This is a genomic window from Acidovorax sp. FG60 (assembly GCF_057808995.1).
In genome coordinates, this window is the sequence record NZ_JBMDJC010000010.1 from 134,277 (window position 1) to 151,022 (window position 16,746).

General features: G+C 65.9%; 18 protein-coding genes. 12 read left to right on the plus strand and 6 right to left on the minus strand.

Annotation, left to right across the window (positions count from 1 at the left end; all coding sequences use genetic code 11):
• Positions 1–70 precede the first annotated feature (70 nt).
• Entirely contained in the window at positions 71–1,207 is a 1,137-nt protein-coding gene (locus ACODS0_RS16520) for a PQQ-dependent sugar dehydrogenase (protein ID WP_488836104.1), read from the minus strand.
• A 221-nt stretch (positions 1,208–1,428) separates the two neighbouring features.
• Here ACODS0_RS16520 and ACODS0_RS16525 point away from each other — a divergent pair, with 221 nt between their 5' ends.
• Positions 1,429–2,004 carry a C40 family peptidase gene (locus tag ACODS0_RS16525; RefSeq protein ID WP_055395932.1) on the plus strand — a complete coding sequence of 192 codons (576 nt, stop codon included), beginning with the start codon at positions 1,429–1,431 and terminating at the stop codon, positions 2,002–2,004.
• 20 nt (positions 2,005–2,024) lie between these two features.
• On the opposite strand, the gene ACODS0_RS16530 is transcribed toward ACODS0_RS16525, so the two are convergent.
• Positions 2,025–2,411 (minus strand): hypothetical protein, encoded by a 387-nt coding sequence (locus tag ACODS0_RS16530; RefSeq protein ID WP_488836038.1) that lies wholly within the window; start codon positions 2,409–2,411, stop codon positions 2,025–2,027.
• 286 nt (positions 2,412–2,697) lie between these two features.
• On the opposite strand from ACODS0_RS16530, the gene ACODS0_RS16535 reads away from it, so the two are divergent.
• Together ACODS0_RS16535 and ACODS0_RS16540 are read left to right on the plus strand one after the other, a co-directional pair.
• On the plus strand, positions 2,698–2,949 hold the full coding sequence (locus tag ACODS0_RS16535; protein ID WP_055395928.1) for a GlsB/YeaQ/YmgE family stress response membrane protein: 252 nt from the start codon (positions 2,698–2,700) through the stop codon (positions 2,947–2,949).
• Positions 2,950–3,024: 75 nt separating this feature from the next.
• Entirely contained in the window at positions 3,025–3,528 is a 504-nt protein-coding gene (locus ACODS0_RS16540; protein ID WP_055395927.1) for a hypothetical protein, read from the plus strand.
• Between the two features lie 222 nt (positions 3,529–3,750).
• On the opposite strand, the gene ACODS0_RS16545 is transcribed toward ACODS0_RS16540, so the two are convergent.
• Together ACODS0_RS16545 and ACODS0_RS16550 are read right to left on the minus strand one after the other, a co-directional pair.
• Positions 3,751–4,791, minus strand: a complete 1,041-nt coding sequence (locus ACODS0_RS16545) for a Bug family tripartite tricarboxylate transporter substrate binding protein (protein WP_488836039.1) — start codon at positions 4,789–4,791, stop codon at positions 3,751–3,753.
• Between the two features lie 81 nt (positions 4,792–4,872).
• A complete protein-coding gene (locus ACODS0_RS16550; RefSeq protein WP_055395923.1) occupies positions 4,873–5,349 on the minus strand; it encodes a DUF3237 domain-containing protein in 477 nt (158 codons plus the stop codon).
• Between the two features lie 206 nt (positions 5,350–5,555).
• Here ACODS0_RS16550 and ACODS0_RS16555 point away from each other — a divergent pair, with 206 nt between their 5' ends.
• The 7 genes from ACODS0_RS16555 to ACODS0_RS16585 all read left to right on the plus strand — a co-directional run bounded on the left by ACODS0_RS16555 (position 5,556) and on the right by ACODS0_RS16585 (position 13,329).
• Entirely contained in the window at positions 5,556–6,449 is an 894-nt protein-coding gene (locus ACODS0_RS16555) for a helix-turn-helix transcriptional regulator (protein WP_488836040.1), read from the plus strand.
• 343 nt (positions 6,450–6,792) lie between these two features.
• Positions 6,793–7,050 carry a PepSY domain-containing protein gene (locus tag ACODS0_RS16560; RefSeq protein WP_121506444.1) on the plus strand — a complete coding sequence of 86 codons (258 nt, stop codon included), beginning with the start codon at positions 6,793–6,795 and terminating at the stop codon, positions 7,048–7,050.
• Positions 7,051–7,100: 50 nt separating this feature from the next.
• On the plus strand, positions 7,101–7,646 hold the full coding sequence (locus tag ACODS0_RS16565; protein ID WP_488836041.1) for a cytochrome b/b6 domain-containing protein: 546 nt from the start codon (positions 7,101–7,103) through the stop codon (positions 7,644–7,646).
• A gap of 14 nt (positions 7,647–7,660) precedes the next feature.
• Positions 7,661–8,350: a response regulator gene (locus ACODS0_RS16570; protein ID WP_488836042.1), complete on the plus strand. Its 690-nt coding sequence runs from the start codon at positions 7,661–7,663 to the stop codon at positions 8,348–8,350.
• A 4-nt stretch (positions 8,351–8,354) separates the two neighbouring features.
• Positions 8,355–9,683 carry a sensor histidine kinase gene (locus ACODS0_RS16575; protein WP_488836043.1) on the plus strand — a complete coding sequence of 443 codons (1,329 nt, stop codon included), beginning with the start codon at positions 8,355–8,357 and terminating at the stop codon, positions 9,681–9,683.
• 55 nt (positions 9,684–9,738) lie between these two features.
• Positions 9,739–10,461, plus strand: a complete 723-nt coding sequence (locus ACODS0_RS16580; protein WP_488836044.1) for a hypothetical protein — start codon at positions 9,739–9,741, stop codon at positions 10,459–10,461.
• 42 nt (positions 10,462–10,503) lie between these two features.
• Positions 10,504–13,329, plus strand: coding sequence for a DEAD/DEAH box helicase (locus ACODS0_RS16585; protein WP_488836045.1), 2,826 nt, complete (start codon positions 10,504–10,506; stop codon positions 13,327–13,329).
• A 95-nt stretch (positions 13,330–13,424) separates the two neighbouring features.
• On the opposite strand, the gene ACODS0_RS16590 is transcribed toward ACODS0_RS16585, so the two are convergent.
• The gene (locus ACODS0_RS16590) at positions 13,425–14,015 is read right to left on the minus strand and encodes a DUF3592 domain-containing protein (protein ID WP_488836046.1); all 591 of its coding nucleotides are present in this window, start codon (positions 14,013–14,015) and stop codon (positions 13,425–13,427) included.
• Positions 14,012–14,485, minus strand: a complete 474-nt coding sequence (locus tag ACODS0_RS16595; protein ID WP_488836047.1) for a hypothetical protein — start codon at positions 14,483–14,485, stop codon at positions 14,012–14,014. The genes ACODS0_RS16590 and ACODS0_RS16595 overlap by 4 nt, the downstream gene beginning before the upstream one ends.
• Before the next feature lie 366 nt (positions 14,486–14,851).
• Here ACODS0_RS16595 and ada point away from each other — a divergent pair, with 366 nt between their 5' ends.
• The gene (gene ada, locus ACODS0_RS16600) at positions 14,852–15,985 is read left to right on the plus strand and encodes a bifunctional DNA-binding transcriptional regulator/O6-methylguanine-DNA methyltransferase Ada (RefSeq protein ID WP_488836105.1); all 1,134 of its coding nucleotides are present in this window, start codon (positions 14,852–14,854) and stop codon (positions 15,983–15,985) included.
• Positions 15,982–16,737, plus strand: coding sequence for a 2OG-Fe(II) oxygenase (locus tag ACODS0_RS16605; RefSeq protein ID WP_488836048.1), 756 nt, complete (start codon positions 15,982–15,984; stop codon positions 16,735–16,737). The genes ada and ACODS0_RS16605 overlap by 4 nt, the downstream gene beginning before the upstream one ends.
• The last annotated feature ends 9 nt before the right edge of the window (positions 16,738–16,746 follow it).

The window sequence follows — 16,746 nt, forward strand, 5'->3', positions numbered from 1 at the left end:
TTCAGCCGCCATGACCTAGGTCAAGACTGCCATGCCTCCTGCGGCGGTTTCACACCCGTTCTCACGCTTGTCAGTTCGGCTGCAGCCGCAGCAACCGCCCTTGTGGGCTGTCAGTCACCATATAGAGCAAGCCATCCGGCCCCTGGCGGACATCACGGATACGTTCGCCATTGCCTTGCAGCAGTTTTTCCTCACGCTGTACCTTACCGCCCGCCACCTCCAGGCGGTGCAGGGTGCCAAATTTGAGCGAACCGATGAACAGGCTCCCCTGCCACGCTGCGCCATAGCGCGCGCTGGTCAGAAAAGCCATGCCCGACGGCGCAATCGACGGCACCCAGTAGTGCAGCGGCTGCTCCATGCCCGCCTTGGCTGTGCCTTCGCCCAGTTTGCCGCCGCCGTAGTTTTCGCCATAGGTAATCACCGGCCAACCGTAGTTGCGGCCCGGCTGGGGTTGGTTGATTTCGTCGCCACCCTGCGGGCCGTGCTCGTGCATCCACAGCTTGCCCTCAGGCCCCAGCGTTGCACCCTGGGGGTTGCGGTGGCCGTAGCTCCAGATCTCGGGCAAGGCGCCAGGTTGTTTGGCGAACGGGTTGTCGGGCGGCACGGCCCCTTCGGGGGTGATGCGGATGATCTTGCCGTGGTGGTTGTCGAGCTTTTGGGCATTGTCCTTGCGGTGGTAGCGGTCACCCAAGGTCAGGAACAGGTTGCCGTCCGCCGCCTGCACGATGCGGCAGCCAAAATGCAGGCTGCTTTCGACCTTGGGCCGCTGGCTGAAGATCACCTTGACGTCCTGCAGGCTGCGAGCATCCTCGGACAGCGTGGCCCGGGCCAGCGCCGTGCTGTTGCCGCTTGCGCCCGCCGCTGCGGGCTCGGAAAAACAAAAGAAGATGCGGCGGTTGCGGGCAAAGGCGGTGTCTGTCACCACGTCCAGCAGTCCGCCCTGCCCGCCTGCTGCCACAGCAGGCACGCCCGCCAGTGGGGGGCTGACCTGCCCGCTGGCACTGACAACCCGCATGCGCCCCGGCCGCTCAGTGACCAGAAACTGCCCCTGCGGCAAAAAGGCCACCGCCCAAGGATGATCCAGGCCCTGGGCCACGGGCACCAGCGCCACCGCCGGTGTGGTGTTCTGGGCGTCAGCACTGACTGCAACCCCTGCCACTACAAAAAAGATAGCTGCTTGCGCTTTTACAGCAAGCGCTGGAGGCATTTTTGACTTGAATTTCATAAGGCTGCGCTCCTGAAAAAGCGGTGGAAACCACCCGTCCCCGGGCGACGCCCGAGGTGCATCGTCGGAGTGTGCCTGCAGGGGCTTTCAGGGCCTTGTGATCCCTGGGGAAACCCGGGGTTTTGATTTACTTCAACGAAATCAACGGCTTGCGAAGGTGATTATTTTCGATAAGCAAGCGTTGCGTGTTACCCTTCGCCCCCATGTCCCGATGGCTTTGCATACTTCTCCTGGCCTGCGCCACCACCGCCCAGGCTGCGCCGCAAGCGGCAAACCCTGACGATATGGACCGTTTCATCACGGACAAAGGCCTGCTGACGCGGCTGGAAGACGTGAGCCACAAGGTGGCGGACCGGGCCCACACCGTGGCCGACCAGGCATCTTCCCTGGTGGTCAACGCCATGGGGTTTCTGGGCGTGCCCTACAAGCGTGGTGGCAGCAGTGCCGAAACAGGCTTTGACTGCAGCGGCTTCGTGCGTGCCATGTACGAACAGACCGTGGGCCTTTTGCTGCCCCGCCGTGCAGATCAGCAAGCTGCCGCCACCCAGGTCATCGACAAAAAAGAGCTGCAGCCGGGTGATCTGGTGTTCTTCAACACCATGCGCCGCAATTTCAGCCACGTGGGCATCTACGTGGGGGATAACAAGTTCATCCATGCTCCCCGAAGCGGCGCCCAGATACGTGTGGAAGACATGGGCGTGGCCTACTGGGCTCGCCGCTTCAATGGCGCGCGCCGCGTGGCGGGCACTGCCGACGGCGACACCGCGCAAGCAAAGTAACTGCCGGCCTGCGGCACCGGTTACTTTTTGATTTCGTACACCGTTTCGGTGCTGCGGATCGGGCCTCCCACCACATTCACCGGGCCCAGCGAAGGGTCGCGCAACATGGCTTTGGCAGTGGCCATGTCGGCCTGATAGCGTGCCCGGGCCTGGGACTCACAGCCTCTGCGCTCCGCCGCAGCCATGGTGCGGCATTCCTCCAGGCTGACCTTGAGGCCACCGCCTGCCTCGCGGATGGCGGTCTGGTAGCGTTGCTGAGGGGTCGTGTCCGGTACCGCACCGCGCGCCAGCGAAGCCTCATCGCCATTTTGTGCGGCCGCAGTGGTGGGCAGCGCCACGGCGCCCCCCAGGGCCAGCGCGGCCATCAACACCAGGGAGAAAGAACGGGTCTTGGGGGTTTGGGTCATCAGTCTTCCTTAAAGTGCAGACGCTTGAATGTAGGGCCCAGCGCACGCTGGCTTGGCAAGCACCCGCCGCACCAGGATGTCAGACAGCACCCACAACCCGCTACCGACCGCTTGCAGCGTCATCCAACGGCGCCGACACGCGGAGCGAAAGCGAATGCATGGCGAGAACAGGCGACGGCGCGCCACCAGACGGGACGCCCACAGGGCGCGTTGTCCGACACCCCCACTTTCCCGCCTTCTTTAGAGTCAGCGCATCGCCGTCGTAACAACACAAGGGGAAACAATTATGGTGTCATTGATCGGAACGCTGGTGGTCGGTCTGGTGGTGGGTCTTCTGGCCCGGGCCTTCAAGCCGGGGGATGACAAGCTGGGGTGGATCATGACCGCACTGCTCGGGGTGGCGGGTTCATTTCTGGCCAGCTATCTGGGCCTGGCCATGGGCTGGTACCAGCAAGGCGAGGCCGCAGGCTGGATCGCTTCGGTGGTGGGCGCCATGCTGCTGCTGGCGGTATACAGCCTTGTGAAGGGCAAAAACTGATGAAATGATGGATTCACTGCTACTGTTGGCAGCCGCTCCTTCTTTCACCGACATTTCATTCAATACCACCCAACCATGCCCACTTCCCTGCAGATGGCAGCTGGCAATCCCGCCTTGGCTGCCGCCGTGCAACGCAGCCGCAAATTGCTCCATCGGCGTGCCCTGGTGGCTGCCGCCGCCAGTGCCGTGCCCGTGCCCGGGCTCGATTGGGCGGTGGATGCCGCACTGCTCTCACGCCTGCTCCCGCAGATCAATGCCGAGTTCGGCCTGTCGGCGGCGCAGATTGACCAACTCGACCCGAACAAGCGCGAGCAGGTGCAAAAAGCGGTGAGCCTTGTGGGGTCGGTGCTGATCGGCAAGCTGATCACGCGCGAGCTGGTCATCCGCGCCACGCAGACCGTGGGTCTTCGCCTGACGACCAAACAGGCCGCCAAGTATGTTCCCCTCGCGGGACAGGCTGTGGCTGCCACCATTGGCTATGCCACGCTGCGCTACCTGGGCGAGCAGCACTTGAAGGACTGCGTTCGCGTGGTGCAGGAGGCGCAGCTGCAGTTGCCCGCACCCAAGGCATCTCGGTAATCCCGCTGAGAACCCGCTAGTGTCCTGGGTTGGAAGTTCGTTGATGAAATAAAGATGTCGAAATCGTCGCCAGGCAAGGCGCAAACCACAGCGATAGCCGTAGCTATCGCGAGGATTTGCAACGCAGTATGGCGGCGATTCTCGGCGTCTTTATGAAATGAATTTCCAACTCAGGACACTAGGGCTACGCCGCAGATGGCGTGGCCCTAGCGTTTGGGCACATCAATCGGCCTTGAAACCCGTGGCGGCCACTGCTTTGCCCCAGGTCACCGTGTCGGCGGCAATGGTGCGGGTAAAGTCCTGCTGGCTGGTGCCCGTCACGCGGAAACCGGCCTCTTCCATCTTCGCCTTCCCTTCAGGCGACTGCACGGCCCGCACGATGTCGGCATTGAGCTTGGCAATGATCTCGGGGGGCGTCTTGGCGGGTGCAACGATGCCAAACCACGATGAGAACTCCAGATTGGCGTAGCCCTGCTCCTTGATGGTGGGCACATCGGGCAGCGTGGGCGTGCGCGTGGCCCCGGTGGTGCCCAGTGCGGCGAGCTTTCCAGCCTTCACGTTGGGCGCGGCCAGCCCCACGCTGGCAAACACGCCCTGCACGTCGCCACTGAACAGGCCGCCCAACGCATCCGACGTGTTCTTGTAGTGCACGGGCTCGGGCTTGAGCTTGACCGCGTCCCCAAACATGAAGGCGCCAAAATGCCCCGGCGTGCCCGCGCCGAAGGTGGCCAGGAACAGGCCCTTTTGCTGCTTGGTCCAGTCCACAAACTCCTTCACGTTGCGTGCCGGCACCTTTTGGGGGTTGACCAGCAGCACAAAGTCGGACGTGACCACCTGGCTCACAGCGGCGAAGTCCTTGGCTGGGTCGTAGGGCAGCTTGTTGTAGCTGCTCGGGGCGATGCTGAGCTGGCCCGTCTCGCCCAGCATGATCGTGTAGCCGTCCGGTGCGGCGCGGGCTGCTTCGCCCGCTGCAATGAGGCCGCCTGCGCCGGGTTTGTTGTCCACGATCACGCCCAGGTTGCCCCAGCCTTCCGACAACTTTTGCGCCAGCAGGCGCGCCACGATATCGGGCCCCGTGCCCGCCGGAAAGCCCACGATGATGCGCACCGGCTTGTTCGGATACGCGCCGCCACTGGCTTGCGCCTGCGCGCCCGACCAGGGCAGCAGACTGGCGGCCAGAGTGACCGCTGCGGCAAGCAGTGTGCGGCGTGTGCCGCTTTTTCGTGCAGCGGCGGCGGGGGCGGAATGGAAAGAAGGCTTCATGGTTGTCTCCAGGAGTTCTGTCAGGCGGGTCAAGGGGGAAAAGAATGCAGCGTGGGGTGGTCAGAACGAAGAGCCTGGCTCCTAAAGCAGCTCGAAAAACCGCATGACCACAGCGTCGGGATAGCGGGCACCCGTGCCCACAAACATGCGCTCGCCCATCCAGGAGAGCGCGGGGGCAGCGGTCTCGAAGCTCGGGCTGCAGCGGAAGTAGATCTGCGCCGGGTCCACCGGCTCGCCGCGCACCAGGCGGGCAATCAGCTCCGGCGGCCCGGAGCGCACGGCCCGGTTCTGCACGTAGATGAAGTCGCCTGCGTCGGTCTCCAGCACGTAGCGCGCATCCAGCTCTGACAGCCGGTCATTCACGATGAGCTGAAAATCCGCACCACCCGGCAGCACCCGGGCGCTCCAGCCATCGCCCGTAGCGGTACCGCCGGTGATGGGAATCAGGCGGCGCAGGCCATGCACGGTCTGACCCACCTGCTGGGGCGCCCCCACTTCCACACGCAGATCGGCAAAGAACTTCAGCCGAGGTTCGGCCAGGGTCGGTAGGTCAGGCATTAGAGGGCTTGGGCTGCAGAATGAGTCATGACTTACGCAAACAGGGTTCAGGCAAGCGGTTCACCCCAGAGCGAGGCGGCCGCTGCATCCCGGTTTGCGTAGGCCCTATTGGTTATGAACCTAGCGTAAATCCCGTGGCGCAAACCCCCTGTCATCCCAGAGGATGACAACGCAATGACACGGCGTAACCCCCACCCCAGCTCGCCATGAGGCAATGGACCCCTTCCCCACCGTCTGCCACTGGCAGGCAGGCCACCACGGGCCCGGCGGGCCATGCGCTGGCGGGCATGGTGCACCGGCTGGGCGAGCCCGATTTTGCGTCGGGCTTGCTGCAGGACCTGGCCCCCGTGCTGCCGGCAGCCTCGTGGTCGGTGTACCGCACAGGGCATCGCTGCAAGCCCACGCTGTTCATGTCGGCCAGCCTGGGCGTGCCAGACACCACGCAGGACTGCTGGTGGGCCTACCTCTCAGGCCCCTACCGCCATGACCGCACCTGGGGCCGCTCCTTTGACGAAGCGGCGCCCGCAGAATCCCCTACCCGCCTGTGCCACCTGACGGCCCGGGAGGTCGATGGAGAGCACCGCGCCCGGGTGTACGAGGCCCATGGCGTGGCCGAGCGCGTGTCGGTGGTCGAATACGAAAGCGATGGATCGGTATTTGCCGTCAACTTCTACCGCCACCAGCACCAAAAACCCTTCCGCGATGCCCACATCGGCGGCTTCGAGGCGGTGGCGCCCGTGCTGCTGGCGCTGGCACGCAAACACATTGCACTGTCGCACAGCGACACCCTGGCACCCGCCGCCTGGCCACGGTCTGGAAGCGCCGGCTTGGCATTGCCGCAGGCCGAACACCCTGCCCGGCACGGCCCCCTGCCCGCCAGCTTGCCCGCGCTGCGTGAGCGCCTGCTGCGCGTGCACGCCGACTTCACGGACCGCGAGCTGGACGTGTGTGCCCGCCTGCTGCAGGGCATGACACACGAGGGCATCGCCAGCGACCTGGGGCTGGGCGTGCCCACCGTCAAAACCTACCGCAACCGCGCCTTTGCGCGCCTGGGCATCCACTTTCGCAACGAGCTGTTTGCGCGGGTGCTGAGCGGTTAGCACGAAGGCCACTGCCCAGGTAGGGGGCGACGCTGGGGACAAGTCCTTCGCGAACGGAACAGCTCGGTTGCGCTACAGCCAGCGGTGTATGCAGGCGCAGAGCCGTCCCCCAAGCCGATTGGCTGCCGAAGGCTGTCCTTGCGTTGTCTGCGGCGGCCCCACTCACCGCAGCACCTTCCACCATCCCCCTGTTAACAAAAGTTTTCCTGGAGGTGCAGCGCATCTGTGGCCTGTGTCCGGCGCGCCGCAGTGCGGCTTCATCCCCACTTAATCTTGGCCGCGTCCAATGCAGTTTGTGGGCAGTCAGTCCACATGTTCAAACCCACTGACACCAACATTCACCATGAAACTGCACATCACCGCCCTTGTTCTCGCCCTTGGTTCTACCGCTGCATTTGCGGGCCCCACCTGCAATGTTCCAGAAGAAAAATGGATGAAAGAAGCCGACTTCAAGGCCGGGCTCGAAAAGCAGGGCTACCAGATCCGGACCTTCAAGGTCAGCAAAGGCAAGTGCTACGAAATCTACGGTCTGGACAAGGCGGGCAAGAAAGTGGAGATCTATTTCGACCCCGCCACCGGCGCTGAAATCGAGCGCAAGTAAGCCTCAGAAAAGCGTCCCGTCCTGCCCCTCGCCTGCACCCCGAGTCGCCCATGAAGCCCATCCCTCTCCACCACCCCCCTGCCGCCACCAAGGTATGGGACCCGTTTGTCCGCATTTTTCACTGGAGCCTGGTGAGCTGCGTGGTCCTGAACCAGTTTGTTCTGGAGCCCGGAAAAACAGCACACGAGTGGGTGGGCTACACCGCCAGCGCCCTGGTGCTGGCGCGGCTGGTCTGGGGCTTCGTGGGCAGCCGGCACGCGCGGTTCAGTGACTTTTTCCCCACCCCGCGCAGACTGGCAAAGCACCTGGGCGCACTTCGCAATGGCGAGCATCCGGTCTACGTGGGCCACAACCCCCTCGGGGCACTGATGATGCTGGCCTTGATGGCCATCGTTCTGGCCCTGGGCGTAACGGGGTGGATGCAAACCACCGACACATTCTTCGGCGACGAATGGCTGATGGAGTTGCACGAGGTACTGGCCAACGGACTGCTGCTGGCGGCAGGGTTGCACGCTGCGGCGGCCATCGTTATGGGGCGGCTGGAGCGGGTGCGCCTCGTGCGGGCCATGGTCACCGGCACCAAGCAGCACTTTTGACGGACCAGGTTCGCATGCGACTGTTGCTGCTGGAAGACGATCACACTCTGGGCGAAGGCTTGCGGGATTTTCTGCAGCACGACGGCTATCTGGTGGACTGGTGCACCACCCTGGCGCAAGCCCGGGGCCTGGTGACAGAGCCCTACGACGCCTGGCTGCTGGACTGGAACCTGCCCGACGGCTCCGCCCTCGACTGGCTGCACAGCCTGCGCGCCAAGGGTGCCAAAACACCGGCCCTGGTGCTCACCGCGCGTGACATGCTCAGTGACCGCATCCACGGGCTGGACAGCGGTGCTGACGATTTTCTCGTCAAGCCCTTTGCCCCCGAGGAGTTGTGCGCCCGGCTGCGTGCACTGTCCCGCCGGATGACCGGCGGCACTCCCAGCAAGGCATTTGGCGCGGTGGAGGTGCTGCTGGCCGACAAGGAAGTGCGGCTGCACGGCCAGCGGGTGGAGTTGACCGCCCGTGAATGGGCTGTGCTGGAGGCGCTGGTGTTGCGCGCGGGGCGCACGGTTTCCACGTCGGATCTGGAGGCACTGGTGCTGGGGCTGGACAGCGACCTGGCCAGCAACGCGCTGCAGGTGCACGTTTTCAATCTGCGCAGCAAATTGGGCAAGGACGTGATCCAGACGGTGCGGGGCATGGGCTACCGCATTCCTGTACCCGTTGCCCCGCCGACGCCCCTAACGGCCTCTACGGGCTAACGACATGGGTACGCGCACGGGCGAGACAAAACCGCCGTCCATCCGGGGGCGGCTCGTCCAATCGCTGCTGTTTATCTCCATCGCGTTCGGCCTGTTGACCTCCGTGGTCGTCTGGTACGTGATCGCCCACGAAATGGGCGAACTCATGGACCAGGAACTGCGAGAGGCTGCTGAGATTTTTCACAGCGTCATGGCCATCCAGCCCGATCTGGCCACCAGCGGCCAAGGCGCCACCAAACACTTTTCGTATGAGGAACACCTGGTCTGGCAGGTGGTGGACGCTCCGTCGGGCCGCGTGAAAAGCCGCTCGCACAAGGCCCCCGAGCTGGCCTTGCAAACCGCCCCCACCGAGGCGATCGCCTGGACGCAAGACGGGCAATGGCGCGCCTTCACGTCGGTATTCAGCCAGCGCCCCGGGCAATTCCTGGTGGTGGCGCAAAGCCGCACGGAGCGCGACGAGGTGCACGGTGAAGTGGTCTGGTACACGCTGATGGCGGCGCTGTCGATGGGCCTGCTGTCGGCCCTGCTGATGAACTGGCGCATCCGCCAGGAGCTTCGCCCGCTGGGCGCCCTGGGCCAAAGCGTTCAGCACTATGACCCCCTTCGGCCCGACACCGCGCCCAAGGCCGCACCGAGGCAGGAGCTGCATCCCATCGAGCAGGCCATTGGCGACCTGGGGCACAGGCTGGCACAGCGGATCATCAGCGAACGCGCGTTCACCTCGCACGCGGCCCATGCCCTGCGCACGCCGGTGGCGGGTATCGACGTGCAACTGGCCCTGGCGATCAAAGAGGCGCCCGAGTCGATAAGGCCGCGCCTGGTGCGCGCGCGAGACGCTGCGGGCAGGCTCGGTCGGGTCATGCAAGCGCTGCTGATGATGTTTCGCAGCGGCATGGAGCCACAGCGCCAAAACGTTGACATGCGCCAGCTCATCGATGCGCTGGCGTTTCACGACATGGCCATCTCCATCCAACAAACCACCCCAGTGGACGCCGACCCCGATCTGCTGGCCGCCGCCCTGCTGAACCTGCTGGACAACTCGCACCGTTTCAACGCCCACCAGGTCACCATCACCGCGCTGCAGGAGGGCGTCGACACCGTGTTGCGCGTGCAGGACGATGGCGACGGCTGCCAGCCCCACACCAAAGCCCGTTTGCAGCAATCGCTGCAGCAGCAGGCCTATGGCGAAGGCAGCGCCATGCGTGGCCTGGGGCTGGTGCTGGCCGACCTGGTGGCGCGCGCGCACGGGGGCCACACGGTGCTCCCAGACTGTGCTTCGGGCTTTGGCATTGAGCTGCGATGGCCTGCCGCCCTGCCCCGTTCTACAGACTGACGATGCGCCTGACCCGCCCCGCAATAATTCGAATCCCACTACAAAGAGAGACCCCATGAGACGCCCCCCCAAAGCCACAAAACCCTCGCAAATCGCGCCCCTTTGCATCGCACTGTCCAGCCTGGCAAGCGCCTTGCACGCCCACGCCGAAGCGCCCATGCACACCGACGATGCGGGCACGCTGACCCAAGGCGCCATGAAGCTCGAAGGTGTCTTCGGCCGCGATGACAAGACCCGAGGTGCCGAGCTGCTTTTTGGCGCTGGCATCGCGCCGCAGCTGGAAATGGAGGTCTCGCTGGCACGCGCCAAAGACACGGCCATGGGCGCATCCACCACCTTCCATGGGCATGGCTGGGGTGTGAAGTGGGTGTCCATCCAGAACGAAACGGGCTGGTCGGTGGGTGCGAGGTTCGACATGGGCCACACCCGCGTTCGCGACCACGCCACCCCGCAGCGCTTCACCGAGCGCGAAACCGCCCTCACAGCGCTGGCCAGCTACCGGTTGGCCAATGCGCAGGTGCTGCACCTCAATGCCGGCCACAAAACCGTCAGGGCACAAGGCGCCCGCCACCGTGCGGCCACCTGGGCCGTGGGCTATGAGATTCCGCTTACTGAACAACTGCAGCTCACGTCTGAGGTGTACGGCGAACAAAGGTCGCGCCCGGACAAGGCCGTGGGCCTGCGCTACGCCATCACCGACGGGCTCAAAGCATCCGCCGCCGTGGGCCGTGGCAACGGCCGCACGTTCAGCCAAGTGGGCATGGCCTGGGAGTTCTAGGCGCGGTCCGGGACGCCGCCGCCACGGCACAATCGGCGGCCTATGCCTGCATCCGGTGCCCCCCCCACAGAACCCATCCCGCCCCGCTCTGACCGGGCGGCGTTGGTACAGGCCTGGGTGCAGGCCCTGCGCACCCAGGCCAGGCCTGCCCAGCTGCAGGCGCTAGCGCCCCTGAGTGATGCGGAAGCCGCACGCGTAATGGCGCTGCTGCGCAACGATGAGCCCCCCACGTCTGTTCAACCCGACCGCCCTGCCCCCGAAAGCGCCCACAACTCTGGCATAACCACCGGCCACTTCCGCCCGCGCATCACCCTCATGACCCTGGGCCGGGGCGACGGCCTGCTGGGCATGGCGCCCCAGGGCAAGCTGGGGCCGCGCGGCGACAGCGTGACGCTGGTGCAGATTGACTGGACCTACCGCACTGATGATGGCGCCCACTGGCAGACGCCTGCCCCCACCTCCATCCTCAACGCGCGCCCGGGCCCCGTGCAAGACCTGTTCGACACCGGCGGCCCGGTTGTGCGCATGCAGCGCAACCTGGGCGCCGAGGCCGACGCCATGGACCGCGTGTGGGATCTGGGCCTGATCCCCGTCGATGCGAACAAGCTGCAATGGCGCCACCGCGCCGTAGCCGCCACGCTGGGCCCCGTGTGGACGCTGGCGCAGGAGGCCCACTTTGGCGACTTCTGGGCCGAACAGATTCCCCAACTGCGCGCCGAGGGCTGGAGCGTGGTGGTGCAGCCCGGCTTTGCGCACGAAAGCGTGCCCGTGTTGCGCTGGAAGCTGCTGATCGCCCCCGACACGGGCGAACTGCTAGGCAAGGAAGTGGACGGCCCGCTGGCCGCACGCGAACGCCCCGTGCAAAAGCTGCAACTGCCCGAGCGCGAAGGCGCCTGGCTGCTCAGCTTGGGGCTAGAGATCGACGGCGAAACGCTGGACCTGGCCCCCATGCTGGCCGACCTGTTGCGCCGCGACGCCCGTTGGCTCAACGCGCAGCAGATGGCCGCCATCGACGACATCGCCATCATTTCGCTGCGCGCACCCGGCGGCAAACGCATCGATGCGCCCGCCGGCCCGCTCAAGGCCATCGTGGGCGCCATGGTCGATCTGCTGACCGACCCGACCCGTAACCAGCGCAAGGATGGCGATCCGCTGCACCTGGGCGCGTGGGAGGCCCGCCGCATCGAAGCCCTGCGCGCCGGGCTGGTGCTGGCTCACCGCGTGGGTACGGTCAATGGCTGGAACAACGACTGGCAGCTGCAGGGCGACGTGGGCCTGGCCCAGCTCGCCAAGCGCCTGCGCACCATCGGCACCCCGCAGCCGGTGGCCGCGCCGCAGGGACTCCGGGTGCAGCTGCGCCCCTATCAACTGGAGGGCCTGGCCTGGCTGCAGTACCTGCGCGCGCAGGGCCTGGGCGGCATATTGGCCGACGACATGGGCCTGGGCAAAACCGCGCAGGCGCTGGCCCATGTGCTGGCCGAAAAGGAGGCCGGGCGCCTGACCCGCCCTGCCCTGGTGGTGCTGCCCACCTCACTGCTCTTCAACTGGCAAGCCGAGGCCGCCCGCATGGCCCCCAACCTCCGCGTGCTGGCGCTGCACGGCGCGAGCCGTGGCCAGCGCTACCTGCAGATGGCCGACCACGACCTGGTGCTGACTACCTACCCGCTGCTCTGGCGCGACGTGGAGGCGCTGGCCGCACAGCCGTTCCACCTGCTGATCCTGGACGAGGCGCAGATGGTGAAGAACGCCGGCAGCCGCAGCGCCCGCGCCCTGCGCAAGCTGCAGGCGCCGCACCTGCTGTGCCTGACGGGCACGCCGCTGGAGAACCATCTGGGCGAGCTGTGGGCCCAGTTCGACTTTTTGATGCCCGGCTTTCTGGGCGATGTGCGCAGCTTCAACGCCCGCTGGCGCAAGCCGATCGAGGAAAACGGTGAAACCCTGCGCGCGCAGCTCCTGTCGCAGCGCGTGCGCCCCTTCATCCTGCGTCGCCGCAAGCAGGACGTGGCCACCGAACTGCCGCCGCGCACCGAGGTCATCCAGCGCGTGGAGCTGCAAGGCAAACAGCGCGAGCTGTACGAGGCCGTGCGCACCACGGCCGACAAACAGGTGCGCCGTGCGCTGGAGCGCCAGAGCTTTGACGGCGCGCAGATCACCATCCTGGACGCGTTGCTCAAGCTGCGCCAGGTCTGCTGCGACCCGCGCCTTGTCAAAGGAACCACGAAAACGGCCCACACGATGGAGCGCGCCAAGCTAGAACTGCTGGCCGACATGCTGCCCGCCCTGGTCGAGGAAGGCCGCCGCGTCCTGGTGTTCTCGCAGTTCACCGAGATGCTGGGCTTGGCGGCCGAGCTGCTCGACACCCTGGCCCTGCCCTACCTGACCCTCACCGGCCAGACGCCACCCCGCCAGCGTGGCGCGGTGGTGCGGCAGTTCCAGGCGCAGGACGACACCAGCGCCCCCATCCTGCTCGTCAGCCTCAAGGCCGGTGGTCTGGGCCTGAACCTCACCGCCGCCGACACCGTGATCCACCTCGACCCCTGGTGGAACCCCGCCGTCGAAGAGCAGGCCACCGCGCGCGCCCACCGCATCGGGCAGGACCAGCCCGTGTTTGTCTACAAACTGGTGGTGGAAGGCAGCATCGAAGAACGCATGCTGGAGCTGCAGGCCCGCAAGGCCGCGCTGGCCCAGGGCGTGTTGGGCCACGATGCTGAAGGCGCGGTCAAGTTCAGCGAGGCCGACCTGCACGCACTGCTGGCGCCTTTGAGCGAGCCAGTCAACAACCCGCTGGGCATTCCGGGCGAAGACGCACTGCGCTGGGGTGGCACGGGCAAACGGCGGCCCCGGCCGCTGCAGCCGCCGGAAGTTTGAGTGTTTTTTGGCCCCTAGCGCTTATCTATCAAGCGCAAGCAGCTATCTTTAATATAGCAAATTACGCACTTGGGCGCGTACCGCGCGCCGACCTTTCAGCGCGGAGAACGAGAGCCCGGCGGGCCGGGTACAACGGGCATGCCACCGTTCCAGACGGCGCGGGCTATCTTTGCCAGCACCGCCAGCCCAAACCATGCCGACACCGATGACAACACCAGTGCCAGGGTGATGAGGCCCGGCCGCAGGCGGCGATCCACAATCGACTCGGCAGGGTTGCGGGGATTGACCCACACCGGCACGGCTTTGCCAGTGCGCTGCAAGCCCTGCAGACGGCGGCCCAGTTCTTCTTGAAAGCTGCCAATGTTGTCGGCCCGATCGTGAATGGCGGCACGCTGCCCGGTGTAGGCCACGCCCTCCACCACATACCGGTAGCGCACTGACACGCTGTGCGTGGTGCCGCCCTTGCTGGGATGGTGGCTTTGCAGCGTGGCAGATTCGACCACCGCAGGCACCTGGTTCCAGGTTTGCATGCGCGCCCAATCAAACACGGGCGAAGCCACCATGAACACGAAGATGCCAATGCCCGCTGCGGCAAAGGGCACAGCAAACAAGGCCAGAACCCAAATGCCTCCCGGCAGCTTTTCACGCCGCTGCGCCGCGCGGCGTGGGGACGCGGGGGACGTCACGGCAAGCGCTCGTAGGTAGCTTTGGAGGGTACGTCCGCATTCGAGAAATACGGGTCCGGGTCCAAGCTCAGCAACTTGCCTTGTTGCGTGACGGCGTAGGCGCTGCCGGTGTCGCGGCGCGGGCTGTTCGACACATACAGCCGCGCCTTGTCGGCACGCCAGGTGCCGCGCATCAGAGCGTCGCGCAGGGCTTTCTGCACGGCGCCCTCCGATGCGGCTGTGCCACCGGATGCGCCCAGGTCGAGGTTGATGACCTGCGCATCGGCCTGGATCACCAGCACCTGGCCCGCCAGGAACTTCGGCGGCGGCGCGCCGTTGATGCTGGCCACCTTCCAGCGGCCCACCAGAGGGTGTGCAGCCTGTGGGTCAGCGGCCCCTGCAGTAGTCCCCACGCCCCCTGCGGCGACAAACAAGGTGAGCAACAGGGCCTTGTGGAACCCCGCCCTGCGTACGTGGCGGATGTGCGGCATAAATGGGTCTCCTCCCGAATGGTGGGCTTTGTTCTGGTTGGCCTGGGCGCTGGCGGCAAGCCGGGTGCAGTCTAAAAGATGGGGGCGCGATCAATCCCACACAACAGCCAGTAGATTTGTGCCTTTTAGGCCTCTAGCGCTTGATGGGAAAGCGCCAACAGCAATTGAACTCAGAGCAAATTCAGCACTAGAACCACCTCGGTGCCGTGGCGCAGAATTCAAAAGCAAGCTTCGGAGTGCACACTGCGCACCCCATCCCTAGAGTGCATGGCATCGCAACCCCCTTGTGAGCCATCCACCATGAACCCGAACGCCACCCAGCGCAGCGCCAGTCTCCCGGACCGACCATTTACCTACGCCGTCTCCATGCCCCACCGCGCCACCCCCTCCACCAAGGCCGCACAGGCCGCAGCCACCCAGGCCGACCCGCGCTGGGCGGCGGTGGCGGCGCGCAGCGCAGCGGCGGACGGCAGCTTTTGGTATTCGGTGCAGACCACGGGCGTGTATTGCCGCCCCAGCTGCGCGGCGCGTGCACCCCGGCCGGAGAATGTGCGGTTTCACGACAGCTGCGCGGATGCAGAAGCCGCAGGCTTTCGCCCCTGCCAGCGTTGCAAGCCCCGGCAGCCCACGGCGTTGTCGCACCACGCCGCGCTGGTCACCGAGGCCTGCCGCATCATCGAAGGCGCTGCCGCCGGTGAAGCGCCCACGCTGGATGCGTTGGCCGCCCAGATGGGCCTGAGCCCGTCGCACCTGCACCGCATCTTCAAGCAGTCCACGGGCCTCACGCCCAAGGCGTATGCCGCCGCCCAGCGTGCGCAGCGCCTGCGCAGTGCGCTCGACAACGCACACACGGCCTCGGTGACGGACGCGATCTACAGCGCGGGTTACCAGTCCAGCAGCCGCTTTTACGAACAATCGGCCCAGGTACTGGGCATGACGCCCAGCCGCTACCGCGCGGGGGGCGCGGCGCAAGACATTCGCTTTGCCATCGGCCAGTGTTCGCTGGGCGCCATTCTGGTCGCCCAGAGCGACCGGGGCATCTGCGCCATCTTGCTGGGCGACGATGCCGACACCCTGGTGCGCGACCTGCAGGACCGTTTTGCACAGGCACACCTGATCGGCGGGGATACCGCGTTTGAAGCGCTGGTGGCACAGGTGGTAGCGTTTGTCGAGGCCCCGGGCCTGGGGCTGAACCTGCCGCTGGACGTGCGTGGCACGGCGTTTCAGCAACGCGTGTGGCAGGCCCTGCAGGCCATACCCGCCGGGCAGACTGCAAGCTACGCCGAGGTGGCCCAGCGCATAGGCGCCCCCACCGCCGTGCGCGCCGTGGCGCAGGCCTGCGCGGCCAATGCGCTGGCGGTGGCCATACCCTGCCACCGGGTGGTGAAAAGTGATGGCGCGTTGTCGGGCTACCGGTGGGGCGTGGAACGCAAACGTGCGCTGCTGACGCGTGAAGCAGCGCCAGAGCCCGCACAACCGCTGGCGGAGAAGGTGGCATGAGCTCTGGCCCGCTGTCTCACCAACCCGGTCTGAAGAACGACGATTGGGCGCAGCGAGCGGCTGCCATCGACTGGCCAACAACCACGGAGGCCCTGCACCAGCAAGGCAATGCGGTACTGCCGCAACTGCTCAGTGCCACCGAATGCGCCGCGCTGGCCCGCCTGTACGGCAACGCGGATGAGAGCACCTTCCGCAGCCGCGTGGTGATGCAGCGCCACGGCTTTGGCCAAGGCGAATACCGGTACTTCAGCTACCCGCTGCCCGGTGTGGTGGCCGGGCTGCGCGAGGCACTGTACCCGCACCTGGCGCCCATCGCCAACCAGTGGAACACCGCCATGGGCATCGATGTGCGCTACCCCACGCGGCATGCCGACTTCATTGCCCGCTGCCATGCCGCTGGCCAGGTGCGCCCCACCCCGCTGCTGCTGCAATACGGCCCTGGTGACTACAACTGTCTGCACCAGGACCTGTATGGCGAGCATGTGTTTCCGCTGCAGGTCGCGGTGCTGCTGTCAGAGCCCGGGCGCGACTTCACGGGCGGCGAATTCGTGCTGACCGAGCAGCGCCCGCGCATGCAGTCGCGAGCCGAGGTGGTGCCGCTCTTGCGCGGCGACGCCGTGGTGTTTGCCGTGCACCACCGCCCCGTGCAGGGCACGCGCGGGCCGTACCGCGTGCAGATGCGACATGGCGTGAGCCGCTTGCGCAGCGGGCAGCGGCATACGCTGGGTGTGATCTTTCACGATGCTGGATGATGTTCCCCC

What these genes read in the sequence shown, in the direction of transcription:
- ACODS0_RS16560 (WP_121506444.1), top strand. Translation starts at nt 6,793, where the DNA reads ATGAAACTGCACATCACCGCCCTTGTTCTCGCCCTTGGTTCTACCGCT.
- ACODS0_RS16585 (WP_488836045.1), top strand. Translation starts at nt 10,504, where the DNA reads ATGCCTGCATCCGGTGCCCCCCCCACAGAACCCATCCCGCCCCGCTCT.
- ACODS0_RS16605 (WP_488836048.1), top strand. Translation starts at nt 15,982, where the DNA reads ATGAGCTCTGGCCCGCTGTCTCACCAACCCGGTCTGAAGAACGACGAT.
- ACODS0_RS16520 (WP_488836104.1), bottom strand. Translation starts at nt 1,207, where the DNA reads ATGCCTCCAGCGCTTGCTGTAAAAGCGCAAGCAGCTATCTTTTTTGTA.
- ACODS0_RS16530 (WP_488836038.1), bottom strand. Translation starts at nt 2,411, where the DNA reads ATGACCCAAACCCCCAAGACCCGTTCTTTCTCCCTGGTGTTGATGGCC.
- ACODS0_RS16580 (WP_488836044.1), top strand. Translation starts at nt 9,739, where the DNA reads ATGAGACGCCCCCCCAAAGCCACAAAACCCTCGCAAATCGCGCCCCTT.
- ACODS0_RS16565 (WP_488836041.1), top strand. Translation starts at nt 7,101, where the DNA reads ATGAAGCCCATCCCTCTCCACCACCCCCCTGCCGCCACCAAGGTATGG.
- ACODS0_RS16525 (WP_055395932.1), top strand. Translation starts at nt 1,429, where the DNA reads ATGTCCCGATGGCTTTGCATACTTCTCCTGGCCTGCGCCACCACCGCC.
- ACODS0_RS16550 (WP_055395923.1), bottom strand. Translation starts at nt 5,349, where the DNA reads ATGCCTGACCTACCGACCCTGGCCGAACCTCGGCTGAAGTTCTTTGCC.
- ACODS0_RS16570 (WP_488836042.1), top strand. Translation starts at nt 7,661, where the DNA reads ATGCGACTGTTGCTGCTGGAAGACGATCACACTCTGGGCGAAGGCTTG.
- ACODS0_RS16575 (WP_488836043.1), top strand. Translation starts at nt 8,355, where the DNA reads ATGGGTACGCGCACGGGCGAGACAAAACCGCCGTCCATCCGGGGGCGG.
- ACODS0_RS16535 (WP_055395928.1), top strand. Translation starts at nt 2,698, where the DNA reads ATGGTGTCATTGATCGGAACGCTGGTGGTCGGTCTGGTGGTGGGTCTT.
- ACODS0_RS16595 (WP_488836047.1), bottom strand. Translation starts at nt 14,485, where the DNA reads ATGCCGCACATCCGCCACGTACGCAGGGCGGGGTTCCACAAGGCCCTG.
- ACODS0_RS16555 (WP_488836040.1), top strand. Translation starts at nt 5,556, where the DNA reads ATGAGGCAATGGACCCCTTCCCCACCGTCTGCCACTGGCAGGCAGGCC.
- ada (WP_488836105.1), top strand. Translation starts at nt 14,852, where the DNA reads ATGCCCCACCGCGCCACCCCCTCCACCAAGGCCGCACAGGCCGCAGCC.
- ACODS0_RS16545 (WP_488836039.1), bottom strand. Translation starts at nt 4,791, where the DNA reads ATGAAGCCTTCTTTCCATTCCGCCCCCGCCGCCGCTGCACGAAAAAGC.
- ACODS0_RS16540 (WP_055395927.1), top strand. Translation starts at nt 3,025, where the DNA reads ATGCCCACTTCCCTGCAGATGGCAGCTGGCAATCCCGCCTTGGCTGCC.